Genomic DNA, 16,232 nt, shown 5'->3' with positions numbered 1-16,232 from the left:
TGGCGAGCGTCTTCAGGAGGCGACACCCCGCGGCGCGACGCGGCGGTTCACGGTCAGGGCTCGTTGGGCTCGCTTGAAATCGGGAGAATGAAAATGTTGGGTAAACCCCTGCTCGCGGCGCTGCTTTCCGCCTGTGCGTGCGTGCATCCCGCCTCCGCGCAGGACAAGTTCCAATGGCTGGAATCCCCGACTGACCAGCGCGCGCTTGATTGGGCCAAGGAACAAACTCAGGCTGCACAGGCGAAGATCGCGGCCATGCCGGACCATGCCGCGATCGAGGCGGAGTTGAAGACCTTGCTGGCGGCAGGCGATCCGCCGCCCGCCTATGCCGTGACCGGCGACAGGCTGGTGCGCTTCCAACGATCCGTCTCAAATCCGCACGGCGTGCTTGCGGTCAGCCGTCGTGACAGGGCCGGCAAACCCGGCGCATGGCGGCAGGTTCTCGACGTTGATGCGCTCGGAAGGGCCGAGGGCAAGATATTCGAACTGCGCTTCAGCGGACCGCTTACCTGTGCGCCGCCCACCTATACCCGCTGTATGCTGTCGCTGTCGCTGCAGGGCGGCGACGAAGTCGAGCTGCGGGAATTCGACCTGACCACGGGCAGCTTCGTGAAGGACGGCTTTGTCACGCCTGCCGGCCGCAATTTTGCCGCGTGGCTGGATTCGGACCGCCTTCTGATCGAACATAGTGTGAACGGGGCGCCGACGCTGGCGACGAACTGGCCTGCCCAGGTGCAGATCTGGTCGCGTGGCACACCGCTGGCCAGTGCCCGGCCAGTCTATCGCGCGCAACCTGGCGATGCATTGATGATGATCTCTGCCACAGGTGAGGGCAAGGATCGCGTGGGCGTGATCACCCGGGTGCTTGACTATTCGACGATGGAACATCTGGTCGTCCGAGCTGACGCTTCGGTCGAGAAAACACCGCTCCCGCAAAAGGTGCGAATGATCCTCGGCAACACCGGGGGCGGGCGGGTCTATGCCCAGCTCAGCGAAGCCGTCACGGTTGAGGGCACTGCCCTGGCTGCGGAATCGGTGGTGGCGTACGACACCGCGAAGCGCCGCTTGAGCCTGGTTTACGCGCCGCCGACGGGCGACTTTCTCCAGGACAGTTACACCGGCATCGCACCGGCTCGCTCGGGGGTGAAGCTGGTGACGACGAACCGCGGCACGAAGCGTATCGTGACCGCGACCGCGACCCCCGGCGGGTGGTCGGTCAGCAAAAGTGCAAGCGAACCGGTAGGAACAGCCATCAGCTTTGCCGCTGCTGATCCCGATTCGAATACGCTGGTCGTTCAGCGCGCGGGCTATCTGTTGCCCAGTCGCCTCGATCTGGTGGAGCCCGGGAAGCGGGGGGTGGCACTGTACGCGCAAAAACCCGTTCTCGATGCGAGCGAGTTCGTCACTGAACTGAAGACCGCTACGTCAAAGGACGGAACCGCTATCGATTATTATCTCGTGCGGCCCCGGAAGACCAAATCTGGTGCGACGCCGCTGCTGATGACCGGATACGGCGCATTCGGAATCACAGTTGCCCCGGACTATTTCGGCTATTCCGTCGGCGGCAAGTCGCTCGTGCCATGGCTTCGCCGCGGTGGCGCGCTAGCGATACCGATGATTCGTGGCGGGGGCGAGCGTGGCGCCGCCTGGCATCAAGCGGCAATGCGCGAGAAGCGGCAGAACAGCTATGACGATTTTGCCGCCGTGACCGAGGCGTTGATCAAGGAAGGTCTGACCAGTCCCAAGCATATCGGCGTGTTCGGATCGTCAAATGGTGGCCTGCTTGCCGCGACGATGGGGACGCAGCGGCCGGACCTCTATGGCGCAATCGTCAGCGACGTGCCGCTGACCGACCTGGTCCGCATGCGTCACATGGGGATGGGGGCAGCGTGGGAGAATGAATATGGAAACCCGGACGATGCCGCGATGCTCGCCGCCATCCTGCGATATTCACCCTATCAGAATGTGACCCCGGGCAAAGCCTATCCACCGTTCATGATCACGGTTGCCACGTCGGACAATCGCGTTGGTCCCGGCCACGCCCGCAAGCTGGCGGCCCGACTGGAGGAAGCGGGCGCGACCGTCTATTTCCTGGAGGATCAGGAGGGTGGACATGGCGTCAGCGATCCGCTGAGCCGGCCGGAACTGATGGCCGATCGGATGACGTTCTTGATCAACACGCTGAAATGACCTCAATGAGGGCGCTGTCACGTCTCCGCGACAGCGCCATTTTTTGTGGAGTGGGAGCAGCTTTCAACGCGCGCCGGTCCCTGAAGGCACCTGTCTTGCCGCGGGATTGCGTCGCATTTGCCAGCATCGCCGGGTAATCCAGCGAGGCCGATTTCGGGTGCGATCGGCTTAGCCAGCGGCGCGGGTGCGGCCTGGATGTCGGAAGGCCAGCTTGCGAACTGGTGCGCGGTGAGCGGGGCAAATACGCCTCCGCCACTGCATCATACGCCCGTCGTGCGCTCTAGCTTCAGCGATTTCGGGCCGCGATCGCCAGATCGGTGCGGTGCAGCCGCGGAAGCTCGCTGAGGTTACTGGCCATCGTTCGGAAGTCCGGACGGGCTGGGCGCGTAAGAATCCGGGTCCTCCGTGACAATTCGACGATGCTACACCGCAGAAGCGAGGCAGGATCGGATATGCCGTTTTTGGAAATGCGGCGTCACCGATCACCACGCGAGTGTCGGGAAACAATGCTTCGAATGCGAACCAGCCTGGCTTTCGCCCTCACTAGTTGACGATGGCGATCAAGGCCAGGTTCGGCGAATGGTGGAGAGTCGCTTCAGTCTTTCCGCCCCGGGAAATCGTCGCAGACTGCGCAGGTATATGGCCCGGCCTCGTTGCGACGAAGCCGAATCATTCGAACGATGCGCGCGGGGTTCCGGCAAGGTAAACCTCGAAGAACTAGAGCGGTTTCCACACGAACTGACTCGACGGGGATTCCCATTTCCGGCCTGATGTGATTCAGACTTCCTGCTGGTGGCAGGAGGCCAGCATGGAATGGCACACACGCTTTCACAGGATCTTCGGGACAGGGTTGTGGCCGCGATTGACGGCGGCCTGAGTTGCCATGCCGCGGCGGCGCGCTTTGGTGTCAGCGTGTCGAGTGCGATCCGCTGGCGTCGTCTTGCGTTGGACCATGGCCGTGCCGTGGCCAAGCGACGCGGCGGCGACCGGCATTCGGGCAAGATCGAAGCGCACGGCGACTTCATCCGGGAACTGATCGCCGAGCAGGGCGACATGACCCTGGTGGAGGTTCAGGTGCGGCTGATCGAGCGCGGCGCCAAGGTCGGGATCGGCACGGTGCATCGCTTCTTCGTCCGTCACGGGATTACGCGCAAAAAAAGACTGGCCACGCGATCGAACAAGACCGTCCCGACGTCCTGAGGCAACGCCAGCGCTGGTTCGACGGCCAGATCGACCTCGAGCCCGAATGCCCCGTGTTCATCGACGAGACTTGGACTGCGACAAACATGACCCGCAGCCACAGGCGCTGCGCCAAGGGCGAGCGATTGCGGATGGGCTTCCCACATGGCCATCGCAAGACCACAACGCTGGTCGCCGGCCTGCGCATGACCGGCATGGTCGCACCTATGGTGCTGGACGGGCCGATCAACGGCGATTGGTTCGAAGCCTATGTGGCGCAGGTCCTGGTGCCAGAGTTGCGGCCCGGCGACGTCGTCATCATGGACAACCTCTCCAGCCACAAGCGGGCCGCCGTGAAAGAGCGGATCGAAGCGGCCGGAGCAACCCTGCGCTTCCTCCCGCCCTACAGCCCCGACTTCAATCCCATTGAAAAGGCCTTCTCCCGCCTCAAGGCCATGCTGCGCAAGGCGGGCGACCGAACCGTCAGCGGGCTGTGGGGGTTGATCGGCAGGCTCGTCGACATCTTCCAGCCCGCCGAATGCGCCAACTACTTCAGCTCATGCGGATATGAACCGGAATGAGTGGAAACCGCTCTAAAGCCAGCGGCGTGGCGCATCGCCGGATCAGTCTTCGAGTCCGCGGTTCAGGCAGAAGGCAGATGTCGAGCAAGCGCCGCGACGAACGGGGCGATCGTCTCCTCGCGCAGCCCCGCAATATTGATACGGCCCGACCCGGGCATGTATATCGCGTCATGCTGGCGCAGCTCGGCGACGGCCTGCGGATCCAGGGGCAGCAGCGCGAAGAGGCCCTGTTGAGCGGCAATGGGAGCGAGGGCGGGATGTGCTTGTCCCAGCATGCGACGCAGGTGATTGATCCTATCGCACATGCCATCCAATTCATCGCGCCAGTCACTGCGAAGGTCTTGGTCGGTCAGAATCTCGCGAACGACGGCAGCTCCATGATCGGGCGGCATTGACCACAGGCTTCGCGCCAGAACCAAAAGCGTTTCGCGCACCGGCACCGCGATGTTCGGAGTGGGCGACTGGACCCAAAGCGCCCCGACACGTTCCCGATAAAGTGCGAAATTCTTGTCGCAGCTATAGGCGACCATCGCTTCCGGAACGGCCTGTAACATGGCGCGAGCACCGGCTGCGTCTGCTTCCAGTCCCCGACCAAGCCCCTGATAGGCCAGGTCGATCAACGGCACGAGCCCGCGCGCGCTGACCAGTGCGGTGAGCGTCTCCCACTGCTCTGTGCCGAAAGCGGTTCCGGTCGGATTGTGGCAGCACCCGTGGAGGAGCACCACGTCGCCTGCACGTGCCTGATTCAGGCCGTGAACGAAGGCGTCGAAATCAATATCTGCGCGGCGCGGGTCGAAATAGGGGTGGGACCGTACCGACAAACTGGCCTCGGCGAAGATGGGCGCATGGTTCGGCCAGGTTGGACTTCCGATCCAGATCGTCGGCGCGCCATCGGTTCGCGCGAGCAGCTCAGCGGCAAGGCGCAATGCACCGGTGCCGCCCGGTGTCTGGATGCCCGTAATCCTGGCATCGCCAGCAAGCGGGTCACCCAGCGCCACGGCGGCGAGGTGATCGGTGAATAGCTGATCGCCCTCCGCGCCGAGATAACTCTTGCTGTCCTGAGACGAGAGCAGCCTGGCCTCGGCTGCCTTGACGGCGCGCATTACAGGCGTGCGCCCTGTAGCATCGCGATAGACGCCCACTCCGACATCGATCTTGTGCGGTCGCTGATCCGCTCGATGCATGCCGATTACCGCCAGCAGTGGATCGGGCGGCTGCCGATCGAGCGAGCCGAACAAGGCAGAGCGCGTCCCGGCATCAACTAGGTCGCTCATGCCGCGGCCCTCCCACGCGCATAAGCCTGCGTCCCCAGCGTGAAGACCTTATCTTCGGGCAGGATGGCTTCGATTTCGATATCGGGTAAATTGCGGACCTTCTCGTAGAGCGGTCCGAAGTCGGTGTTCAGTGTCTGGTCGAGCAAGTCGTCGAAGCTGTCGATCACGAAATAATTCTGCTGGAAATCGTCGATCCGGTATTTGGTGCGTATCAGGCGCTCCATGTTGAAGCCGATGCGGTTGGGCGACGGGTCGGCCAACGCGAACACGGATTCAGTATAGGAGGAGACGATCCCAGCGCCGTAAAGCTTGAGGTCCTGGCCGGTGCGGATGAGGCCGAACTCCACCGTATACCAATACAGGCGGGCCAGCCGATCTGTCATGCCAAGCGCGGCCGCCCGTTGTCCGCCCCGGCCATAGGCCTGCATATAGTCGGCGAACACCGGATGCGCGAGAAGCGGTACATGGCCGAACACATCGTGAAAAACGTCCGGCTCCTGCAGATAGTCGAGCTGATCCGGGCGTCGGATGAAATTGCCGGCTACAAAGCGGCGATTGGCGAGATGGTCAAAGAACACCTCGTCGGGTACAAGGCCGGGTACCGCGACCACCTGCCACCCGGTCAGCTTCATCAGCTTCTCAGATAGCTCCTCGAAATCGGGTATGCCGCGCTTCGACATGCGCAAGATGCCGAGACCCGACATGAACTCCGGTGCCACCCGATCCTGAAGCATGCGGACCTGACGCTCGAACAGAGTGTCCCACGTCGCGTGTTCTTCCGCGGAATAGGCCTCCCATCGTTGTGGGATCGTCCAATCCGCAGCAGCGTCGGTCGGGGGCGTGAGCAGGGTTTCGGTCATGCCGCGCTTATCGCGGGTTGCGAGAATAATTACCTTCCAATAACTGCGTCAAAATGACGGAAAGTGAAACGAAATTTGAACGAGGACTGCGTTGACGAACCACATGTTCCACCTCGACCCGATCGATCGAAAAATCGTCTCGGAACTGCAGGCCGATGCCACCCTGAGTCACGCGATGCTGGCCGAACGTGTCGGGGCGTCGTCGGCGTCCTGTTGGCGTCGCGTTCGCGCGCTCGAGCAAGCCGGGGTGTTCACCAGAACCGTTCGGCTAGTCGATCAGAACGCTGTCGGACGCGGGGTGAATGTGATGTGCAGCATCCGGATGCGTAGCCACGCGGCGGATGCTCGCCAGGCATTCGAGGAGTATGTCGCCAATTGCCCCGAGGTGATCGAGTGTTTTTCGATGTCAGGGGACTGGGACTATCTTCTCCGGGTCGTCGCGGCCGATGTCAGCGACTACAACAAGTTTCTGATGGACCAGCTGCTCAACCATCCGTCTGTCGATGGCGGATCTTCCCACTTCGTATTGGCGCTTACGAAATATACGACGGCCTTGCCTGTCTGACGAACTCGTACCGAGCCGGAGCCGGGAGTAGTTGGCAGATCCTGCGATGACGTCAGTCGGCGAAACGGACCCCCCTGTCACGGTCCAGCCAGATACGTTCGGCGAGATGGTCGCTCGGCGCTTATGACCGAATACGACGGTGAACCCTGGCCGTAACACGTTCCTGAAAGTCGACGGGGACACTTAAGCGGGCCTCGCGAGGCTGTCAGGTTGACAGTGTTAGAGCTTGGCGGGTTCCATTCTGGAAGGGGCTCGGAGATGACGTGAGAGATGGAGCCAGAGTTTCTGGATGAGTTGCTGCCGGGCGGCTCCTGCTGGCCGCGCCCGCAATAAAGCTGTCATCGGCCGCAGCTACGGGGGTCGGCGCGATGAACCCCTCTGCCTCCCAGTTGACCGCGGAACGCGCCGACCTGCTGCGATATGTCGGTCGCCGCGTGGGCGACATGACTGTCAGCGAGGATATCGTCCAGGAAGCGTATCTCCGCTTGCTGACCTTCGAGGCAAAGCCGGGGAACCGGGTGTCGAACGTTGCCGCACTGCTTCGGCGCATATCGCTCAATCTGGTCCGCGACCATTCGCGAAGCTTGCGCCGCCGCGCGACGGTCGAGCTTTCAGAAGACATTCCCTGCCATGCGCCGCTCGTGCAGCAGCAACTGGAGCGGCGAGAATTGATCCTGTTGGTGTCGGATATCCTCAAGGCGATGCCTCGTCTGCGTCGCGAAGTTTTCGTCCGCCGGCGCGTGCATGGGGAAACGGCTGCGGAAGTCGCGAAGGCCCTGGGGCTTTCGCCCAGCGCTGTCAGCAACCATGTTGCGCGCGCCATTTTCGACTTGGACTTGGCTATCGAGAGGGTCGAGAAGCGAGGCGGCTCTGTCCGAGAGTGACCCGACCCGCTGGGAAGCGGCGCAATGGGTGGAACGGCGCACGAGCGGCGAGTCGTTCGACGAAGCCGCCTTTGCCGCATGGCTGGGAGGCGACGGGCGTCGAAAAGCCGTGTTCGAGGCGATGTGGGGTCGAGTCGTGGGACCCGACATGGACGCTGCGGTGTGGGCCTTTGAACGCCGGCGTTCTGCCAGGCGCACGGTGCTCGCGAGCGGCGTTTCGGTGCTGCTGGCTGGGGGCCTGCTTTATCAGGCCATGCCCATGCTCGAAATGGGCCTTGCCACCCCTCAACTCTATGCAGCGCAAAAGGGGGGCGTCCGCGATGTCAGGCTCCCGGACGGCACCCGCCTGACATTGGCAGGCGGCGCGCGCATCGAAGTCCGTTACACGCGCCATGATCGCAGGGTCGAACTGCTGCACGGCGCGATCTATGCCGACGTGATTCATGACGAGCGGCGCCCGTTCCGCATCGAGACGCCGAACGCAGCTGTCGTGGATATCGGCACCAGCTTCGAGGTGCTGAGCAAGAATGGAGAGACGCGCGTCACCGTCACGTCAGGGACCGTGGACTTCGGAAAGGGCGGCTGGTTCGAGAGGCCCATCCGCCTGAGGGCGAAGCAGGCGGCTATCGTTGGCGGAGCAAGCATGCGTCGGCTCGCAGACATGCACCCGACCGACGTTGCCAGATGGCGCAACGAGTGGACGGAATATCGGGGCGTCCCGCTGCGGCAGGTCGTTGCCGATCTCGACAGCCTGTCAGCGCAGCGGATCGTGATCGACGACGACGTGCTGGCCCGAAAGCCTGTGAGCGGTCGCGTTCGACTGGTCGATCCTATGGGCCAGCTTCAGAATTTGGCGATCACTCACGATTTTCAGATTCGCCATGCCAAAGGCGTGGTGATTGTAACCGCTAAGTAATATTTCAGGAACGACTTTGTTGTAGAAATAAAAGTGAAACAAAAAACTTTGTGAAATCCTGAAGCTGCACGCGTCTTACTCTCCGGGTCCAATTAATACTCAGAGGGGAATTTCGGTGTTCACGATCCATGATTCGCTCAGGGCGGGGGCTGCAGCCATTGCTCTGGTTGTTGGTGCCGGCATCGCATCATCTCCTGCGAGCGCCCAAAGCGGCATTACGCTTTCCGCAGCAAGTCTGGAGGAGTCGCTGAACGCCCTTTCCCGCCAATCGGGGGTGCAGATTTTGGTCGACCAGACGCTGCTTCGCGGGAAGTCTGCTCCCGAAATCCGGTCGATCTCCTCGACCGAAGGCGCGCTGGATCTGCTGCTTCGAGGGACCGGCCTGACATATCGCAAGCGCGGCGACGCGTTTCTGATCGTGCGCGGTCGAGCCGTTACCCAGCGGAGCAATGCCGACCGCCGCGCTCCGCGAGCGCTGGCAGGGGCGTCGCGCCCGGCTGTGGCAGCCGACGAGGCAAGCGATCAAGTCCAGCCGGAAGAGATCACCGTCACCGGCTCCCGGATCGTGCGTAACGGCTTTGACGCGCCAACGCCCGTCACTGTGCTTGGCGAAGAGGAAATCCGGCGCGACGCGTCAGTCAACATCGCGACCTATCTCCTCAAGATACCGGCATTCGCCGGGAGCCTCTACAACAATGGCAGCACGACGAGCGCAGGTCTTCCGGGCATCAGCTCGCTGTCGCTGCGCAATCTCTCGCCGCAGCGCACCTTGGTCCTGCTGGACAACCAGCGTCTGCCTGTCGCGAACACGGGCGATTATGTCGATATCAACGCCATCCCCAACGGCATCATCAAGCGCGTGGACATCGTCACGGGCGGTGCGTCTGCCGCCTGGGGATCCGATGCTGTCGCCGGCGTGGTCAACTTCGTGATCGACAAGGACTATACCGGACTGAAGGGCGAGCTTTCCGGCGGCGTCACCGAACGAGGCGACGATGAAAACTACAAAGTGTCGCTGACCGCGGGCACCAAGTTCGCGGACGGTCGCGGTCACCTGATCGTCAGCGGGGAGACCTCGTACAATGCCGGCGTGAGGGGCGTGCCACGCGATTGGTACAAGGGGTTCCGACGCGTCGTTAATCCGGCCTATGCGGTCGGCAATGGACAGCCGTACATCCTCCTGGCCGAGCATGTCGGCCCGCGGCAGGTGGCGCCCGGTGCCATCGTCACTGCCGGTCCGCTCACAGGCCTCGTATTCGGGCCGGGCGGGCAACCGTACCAGCTGAACGAAGGTCAATATGCCCCCGGCGCGGCCTATATGATCGGCGGCGACTGGCAGATGGGGGACTGGCACTCCATCACCCAGAACATGCAGGTGCCGGTGTCGCATCAGAACGTCTTTGCGCGGGCGAGCTATGACGTCGCGGACAACATCAACTTCTACGCCCAGTTCATGTATGGCCGGTCGCATGTCGATACGCTGACGACACCCTACTACCAATATGGCGGCCTCACGATCCAGCGTGACAATGCCTTCCTGCCGGCCTTGGTCCGCGCAGCGATGGATGCCAATGGCGTAACGAGCCTGACAGTCGGCACGTGGAACCAGGCGATCGGCGCGCTGCGGTACAAAACCGAGAAGCAACTCTATCGCTATACGCTGGGCGGCCGGGGCAATTTCGACCTGCTCGGCTCGAACTGGACTTGGGCTGCTTACGCCACTCGCAACAAGAGCGACTTTTCGCAGGATTACAGTGCGCCGATCATGGCCAATTATCGGCGAGCGATCGATGCCGTAACGGGGCCGAACAATGTGCCGGTTTGCCGTTCGACCCTGACCAGTCCCAATGACGGCTGCTCGCCCTTCAACATCCTCGGCACCGGTGTCGCCACCTCATCGGGTCTGAACTATGTGATGGGCGTTGCACGAATGAAGGGTTGGGTCACCCAAGACATTCTTGCTGCTTCGTTCAACGGCGAGCCGATGAGGACCTGGGCCGGCCCGGTCTCCGTCGCCTTCGGGGTCGAGCATCGCCGCGAAAAGGAGAATGGCTGGTCCGATCCGATCTCCCAGGCACGAGGCTATTGGGCGGGGAATTATCAGCCGCTGGTCGGCTCGTACAATGTGACCGAGGCCTTCCTCGAAACGGTCGTCCCGATGCTCAAGGACTCATCCTTCGGCAAATCGCTCGAACTCAACGCCGCGATCCGCCATGCACATTACAGTACCGCCGGCGGCGTGACGCCCTGGAAGCTCGGCCTGACCTACACGCCGGTCGACGATCTGACGCTGCGCGCGACGCGGTCCCGCGACATTCGTGCCGGCAGCCTGTCCACCCTGTTCCAGCCCGGTCAGGTGCTGACCCAGGCGCTGTTCAATCCATGGACCGGCACTACCCAGACGACGCAGTACACGACCATCGGCAACCCTCAGATCGCGCCGGAAAAGGCTGACACGACCGTGTTCGGGGCTGTGCTGAGGCCGCGCTGGATCCCCGGCCTGACCTTCTCCATGGACTATTGGGACGTCAACGTCCGCGACGCCATCACCACGATCAGTGTGACCAGCCTGATCGATGGCTGCTACACCGGGCGCTTCCCGCAATATTGCGAATTTGTCGGCCGCGATGGCGCGAACAATTTCACCGCTATCACGCAGGTCCCGGTCAATCTCGCCAAGTTCAATGTTCGCGGGCTGGATTTCGAGCTGGGATACAGCGTTCCAGTGGGTGACGGCGAGCTGTCCTTGCGTGCCCTTGCCACGCGCGGATTGAAGAACGTGACGAACAGCGGGCTGCCGGGCGCAGTCGATTCCAATTCCCTCGGCATGAACTCCGCTATGCCTCGCTGGCGCTACAACATCTCCGCCAGCTACCGGCACGGGGCGTTCACCGGCGCGCTTACCGGGCGCGGCATTTCGTCCGGCGTATATTCGAACGACTATATCGAGTGCACCAGCAACTGCCCGGCCAGGACCGCCACGACGGACACGATCAGCGAGAACGACTATGGCGGCGCGCTCTACTTCGACCTTTCCCTGAGCTATCAATTCATGTCGACGCTGGAAGGCTTCTTCGCCGTCACCAATCTTGCCGACAGGGACCCGGAGCCGGTCGCGCAGGGCATCGGAGTCAGCAATCCGCAATGGGGCATCATGCCGCCAGGCAATGGCTATGACTATCTTGGTCGCTCCTTCCGCGCGGGCGTCCGCTTCAATTTCTAGAATATCGTCCGGGGCGTGTAGGACGCGCCCTGGTTCGCTCCAGGTTCAAGGGAACTTCAAATGGCAACCGATTTCGGGCGCAAAGCCCTGCTCTTCGCCTGCGCGCTCGTCATGGGCGCGGCCAGTCCAGCGCAGGCAAGATCGCTGCTGCTGGTCAGTATCGATGCGATGGGACCGGACTATATCCTCAAGGCCGACGAACTGGGCCTGAAGGTGCCCAATCTGCGCAGCTTTCTGAAGGACGGGAGCTATGCGCAGGGCGTTCGCGGCGTCGTGCCAACGGTCACATGCCCGAGCCATGCATCCATCGTCACCGGCGTGTCGCCCTCGAGTCATGGGATTACCGGCAACGATCCGCTGAAGACCGACGGTTTCGCCTCGTCGCTGTGTACATTTGCCAGCGATATCAAGGTGGATGCATTGTACGATGCCGCCGCGCGGGACGGGATCACGACCGGGAGCGTCGGCTGGCTGAACACCGCCGGAAGCCCCAGCATCAAGTATAACCTCCCCTATACGGACCCCTACAAGTCCGAAATCGCGGTCAAGTTCCAGGAGGTCATGGCCCGCCCGGATGGGCTGTTGACCGACCTGCAATCGCACCTCGGAAGCTATTACCAGGACGCCGACGAGGCAGGCAGCACAATCCGCCTGCGGTTCGCGACCGAGATCATGAAACGATACAAGCCCGGCTTCATGATGTTTCATACGGTCTCGGTCGATCACGCCGCACATGCCCATGGACCGTGGAGCGCCGAGGCCAGACGGGCGATGGAGCATGAAGATTCGGTTCTCGGCGAGATCATCAAGGCCGCCCTCGCCAATGATCCCGATACGGTGATCGCCGTCGTATCCGATCACGGACAGGCTGCGTACACACGCATTCTCAACATCAACATCCCGTTGATCGAGGCCGGGCTCATCGAGATCGAACCGCTGACGCCGGGCCGCGCGGTTGAAGTGAAGGACTGGAAGGCGAAACGCTGGGGCGACGCCATCCTGCTCAAGGATCCGTCAGACGATGCGACGCGCGCCAAGGTCGCGGATCTGTTGCACCGGCTGGCGGCCGATCCCTCGAACGGTATCGATGGCATCATCGAAGGCCGAGAGGTGGAGAAGCTCGGCGGCTATCCCGGCGCCAGTTTCGTGCTGGTGATGAGGCCTGGCACCGTGGTGGGTGGAGGCTATATTGGCGACAGGCTCGTCACGCTTTCGTCTGCGCGAGGAACCCACGGCTATCTGCCCGACGTCTCGGCGATGAACGCCTCGTTCTTCATCAAGGGCAGGGGCATCAAGGCCGGGCAGAATCTCGGTGTGGTCGACATGCTTCAGGTCGCCCCCACGCTCGCCCAGGCGATGGGTGTCAGGCTGAAGGATGCGCGCGAGCTGCCCTTGCCGGTGTTCGAAGCGTTCCACCCCGATAGAACGTTGCCCTGATCGCGGCGTCGACGTCGTGGGGAGCATTGCGCACCCCCCTCGTTCTCGTTTCGCGCTCGGCCTTGGGGCTGGGCGTCGCTCATCAGCGACGCCCTTGTACTCGCTCATCTTCCCTTCGCTGAGTAGCATGACCAGTGGCCGCCCCTTGCCGTCGCAGACGGCATGAAGCTTGGAGTTCAGGCCATCTTTGGTGCGCCCGATACGTCGGGGAACAGCCCCTTTTCAAGCAGGCTGGCTGCCGTGCGGTATGCCTTGAGATGGTGGCAGCGATCATCAGTTGGTCCGGCTTGCCGCCCTTGGATCTCGCCGGCCGCCGGGTGCTTGCGCCGGATACTGGCGATCGCGAAGCAACCGTGTCTCCATTATGAAGAGCCGCTCGTCCTGCTGCTTTGGCTTGGGATCCTCCAACCTTGTGAGCTCGTAGAATCCGTCAGCGAGAATAGGACCGCAGTTGGACTTCAACTCACGGCCGTCCGCCCGGTGAGTGTAGCCCGGCTTGCCGGTCGGTCCCGGTCAGCTCCAGCTTCGATTCAGCAGCTCCGGGGATGAGTTCGCGCTGTCGATCCCCGCAACGATCGGGGCAATATCAGTGATCTTGATGCCCTTGCGCGCCGCGACATTCGGCATGCCCTTGGGCGCTCCTGCCGCGATTTCCAGTTCCTCGAAAGCGTAGCGACCATTGGCCTGCTCGCGACCTGCACGGTCGGAGCGGCCAATGACCCAAAAAATGGAATCGGGAGATATCGACCCACGCATCTTTGAGTGGGCTGACTGAAGGGCCGGGAAGCGAAGCAGGAGCGGAGACTCCACCCTGCGTACATGTATCCTAAGCAGGGCCGCCTGAGACGCACCGCTCGCCGCTAGGCCATTCGCTGCGGGCGGCTCCATTCCTGCAAGCTCAGATCAGAAAATTCTTGCTTTGTTAAAAAGACGAGCGCACGCTTTGTTAAATGGGTTTAGGAGGGTCAGACATGCGAGGGATCAAGCAAGCAGCTCTAATTGGAATCGCGATTCACGCATGTGCGGGCGCTCAAGCCTATGCCCAGTCGGCACAAGACGTGGGTACGGACGCACCCGGTTCGAACGAGATCGTCGTCACGGCACAGAAGCGCGAACAGGCGCTGATCGATGTTCCGCTCTCCATCACTGCAGTCAGCGCAGAAGAGCTCTCACAGCGCGGTGCATCGACGATACAGGACCTGCAATATGCGGTGCCCGGCTTGTCCATGACCGAATTTTCGCCGGGCCAAACCCGCGTGCAGCTGCGTGGCGTTTCCGTGTTCAGCGGCCTGCCGACAGTAGGCACCTACCTCGACGAAATCCCTCTGAACCTAGAATCCAACCAGACCGGACAGGATGTCCGTCTGCTCGATATCAACCGCATCGAGGTGCTGCGCGGGCCGCAGGGCACCTTATATGGACAAGGGGCAGTTGGCGGCACCATTCGCTATATTACCAACGAAGTTGACCTGTCGAAGACGGGTGGGTCTGTTGGAGTGGAAGGGGGGCTCGTCGATAGAGGCGGCACGGACTGGAAGGTGGACGGCGCGGTCAATGCACCAATCGTCGAGGATCGCATCGGCATTCGTCTCGCCGGGTCGTTCCAGCAGTTCGGCGGTTGGATCGACAATCCGTATCTAGGCGAGAAAAACGTCAACGGCGGACATTCCTATGTCGTGCGTGGGAAGCTGGCCTTCAAGCTATCTGATGATTTCCGCGTGACGCTGATGGCGCAGCACCAGGAACTGGAACTTGGCGCTCAGAACCTAAGCAATGCCGATCGACAGGTATTTGACCAGGTTGCAACGCCCTTTTCGTCCAAGGCAACGATCCTGAACGCCAACGCTACGTATGACCTGTCGTTCGCACAACTGCTCAGCTCGACGGCATATGTGCGCCGAAGAGATATCTTGACCCAAGATCTGACTGCCACTTTCGGACCGTTCCTGCCCTTGTTCGGCGTCGCCCCGGATTCTGCCTCCAGTATCGCACTGACCAGCCGCGGTACCAACAAGGTTTTCACCCAAGAGCTTCGCCTGGCTTCCACGGGTTCGGGTTTGCTGAATTGGACCATCGGCGGGTTTTACCGGGACTCGAACACGGATGCCGTTGGAGACGCAACCGTCCTTCCACAGCCGCTGCCGCCCTCAATCGTTCTGTACCGTGTACGTGGCACATCTCCGTCGGACTCCGAATCATGGGCGGTTTTTGGTGAGGCCAGCTACAAGCTGACCGATACGCTCACTGCTGCCGGCGGCTTGCGCTACTTCGAGGACCGCCGGCGGCAGGACAGCGTCTCGACCGTTTTCAATTCGCCGGCGGTCGACCGCGGTACCGCGACGTTCCATGCGCTAAGTCCCCGCTTCAATCTTGCGTGGCAACCCAACGACGACGTCAATCTCTATGCCAACGTCGCGCGCGGTTTCCGCAGTGGCGGTTTCAACCTGACCTCGACAGGCGCAGGCCTTGGAGAGGTGCCGCCTTCCTACAAGCCCGATTCGATCTGGACGTACGAGGTGGGCAGCAAGTTCCGCACGTCCGATCGCAAGCTCAATGTCGAACTGGCTGTTTACAGGAACGAGTGGACCGACGTTCAGACGGCGACCAACATCCCGGGTCTGCCGACCACCTTCACAACCAATGGCGGCAAGATCGCGGGCTGGGGTGTCGACGGGTCTGTGGCATATTCACCCTTCTCGGCCTTGACTTTCACGCTCGCTGGGGGCTGGAACGACATGGCGTACAAGACCAGTTCAGCCGAGCATCTCGCCGGTGACCGCGTTGACTATGTGCCGCGCTTCACGGGATCGGCATCCGCTGAATATCGCGTGACTGTCGGGGCGCTACCCGGATTCGTACGGGTGGACTACCAGCACGCCGACGCGTTCCAGCTTTTTGCTCGCAATTTTCAGCCGGCGCCAGCGCGGAGCGATCCTCAAGACATTCTCAACGCCCGCATCGGGGTGGACGGCGATAGCTGGTCGGCTTCGATCTTCGCGCGCAACATCCTCAATCGCAACTCGAGCATTTACCCTGCTGTCGGAGCGTTGATTTACGATGCGCGTCTGCAACCCCGGGTGATCGGGCTTTCACTGAACTTTCGTCAGTAAGATCGAGATTGTT

At 62.0% G+C, this 16,232-nt stretch carries 11 protein-coding genes and 1 pseudogene; 8 read left to right on the top strand and 4 right to left on the bottom strand.

Annotation, left to right across the window (positions count from 1 at the left end):
• The first annotated feature begins 93 nt into the window (after positions 1–93).
• Complete coding sequence (locus ACZ1H8_RS08030) at positions 94–2,190, top strand: prolyl oligopeptidase family serine peptidase (RefSeq protein WP_465180800.1); 2,097 nt, start codon at positions 94–96, stop codon at positions 2,188–2,190.
• A gap of 813 nt (positions 2,191–3,003) precedes the next feature.
• Positions 3,004–3,950, top strand: a protein-coding gene (locus tag ACZ1H8_RS08025) for an IS630 family transposase (RefSeq protein WP_465180799.1) whose coding sequence is annotated in 2 segments (ribosomal slippage) — positions 3,004–3,340 and positions 3,340–3,950 — 948 coding nt in all. Because the reading frame shifts where the segments join, the coding sequence is not laid out codon by codon here.
• A 62-nt stretch (positions 3,951–4,012) separates the two neighbouring features.
• Here ACZ1H8_RS08025 and ACZ1H8_RS08020 read toward each other — a convergent pair.
• A complete protein-coding gene (locus tag ACZ1H8_RS08020; protein WP_465180798.1) occupies positions 4,013–5,224 on the bottom strand; it encodes an aromatic amino acid transaminase in 1,212 nt (403 codons plus the stop codon).
• A complete protein-coding gene (gene phhA, locus ACZ1H8_RS08015; RefSeq protein ID WP_465180797.1) occupies positions 5,221–6,084 on the bottom strand; it encodes a phenylalanine 4-monooxygenase in 864 nt (287 codons plus the stop codon). The genes ACZ1H8_RS08020 and phhA overlap by 4 nt, the downstream gene beginning before the upstream one ends.
• Before the next feature lie 103 nt (positions 6,085–6,187).
• Between phhA and ACZ1H8_RS08010 the strand changes: the two genes are divergently transcribed.
• The 5 genes from ACZ1H8_RS08010 (at position 6,188) to ACZ1H8_RS07990 (ending at position 13,109) form a co-directional block, all read left to right on the top strand.
• Entirely contained in the window at positions 6,188–6,649 is a 462-nt protein-coding gene (locus tag ACZ1H8_RS08010) for an Lrp/AsnC family transcriptional regulator (protein ID WP_465180796.1), read from the top strand.
• Between the two features lie 368 nt (positions 6,650–7,017).
• Positions 7,018–7,533, top strand: a complete 516-nt coding sequence (locus ACZ1H8_RS08005; protein WP_465180795.1) for an RNA polymerase sigma factor — start codon at positions 7,018–7,020, stop codon at positions 7,531–7,533.
• Positions 7,534–7,561: 28 nt separating this feature from the next.
• Complete coding sequence (locus ACZ1H8_RS08000; protein ID WP_465180794.1) at positions 7,562–8,449, top strand: FecR family protein; 888 nt, start codon at positions 7,562–7,564, stop codon at positions 8,447–8,449.
• 274 nt (positions 8,450–8,723) lie between these two features.
• Positions 8,724–11,672, top strand: coding sequence for a TonB-dependent receptor domain-containing protein (locus tag ACZ1H8_RS07995; protein WP_465180793.1), 2,949 nt, complete (start codon positions 8,724–8,726; stop codon positions 11,670–11,672).
• Between the two features lie 60 nt (positions 11,673–11,732).
• Positions 11,733–13,109: an alkaline phosphatase family protein gene (locus ACZ1H8_RS07990; protein WP_465180792.1), complete on the top strand. Its 1,377-nt coding sequence runs from the start codon at positions 11,733–11,735 to the stop codon at positions 13,107–13,109.
• 90 nt (positions 13,110–13,199) lie between these two features.
• On the opposite strand, the pseudogene ACZ1H8_RS07985 reads toward ACZ1H8_RS07990, so the two are convergent.
• Both ACZ1H8_RS07985 and ACZ1H8_RS07980 read right to left on the bottom strand, forming a co-directional pair.
• A pseudogene (locus ACZ1H8_RS07985) lies at positions 13,200–13,369 on the bottom strand (IS5/IS1182 family transposase); the annotation flags it as partial.
• A gap of 253 nt (positions 13,370–13,622) precedes the next feature.
• A complete protein-coding gene (locus tag ACZ1H8_RS07980; protein ID WP_465180791.1) occupies positions 13,623–13,865 on the bottom strand; it encodes a hypothetical protein in 243 nt (80 codons plus the stop codon).
• 215 nt (positions 13,866–14,080) lie between these two features.
• On the opposite strand from ACZ1H8_RS07980, the gene ACZ1H8_RS07975 reads away from it, so the two are divergent.
• Positions 14,081–16,219 carry a TonB-dependent receptor gene (locus tag ACZ1H8_RS07975; protein ID WP_465180790.1) on the top strand — a complete coding sequence of 713 codons (2,139 nt, stop codon included), beginning with the start codon at positions 14,081–14,083 and terminating at the stop codon, positions 16,217–16,219.
• Positions 16,220–16,232: the final 13 nt, after the last annotated feature.

This window comes from Sphingomonas sp. BL-S-25 (genome assembly GCF_055521555.1).
Note: the sequence above shows the minus strand (reverse complement) of the source record. Positions and strands in the feature narration are given on the sequence as shown.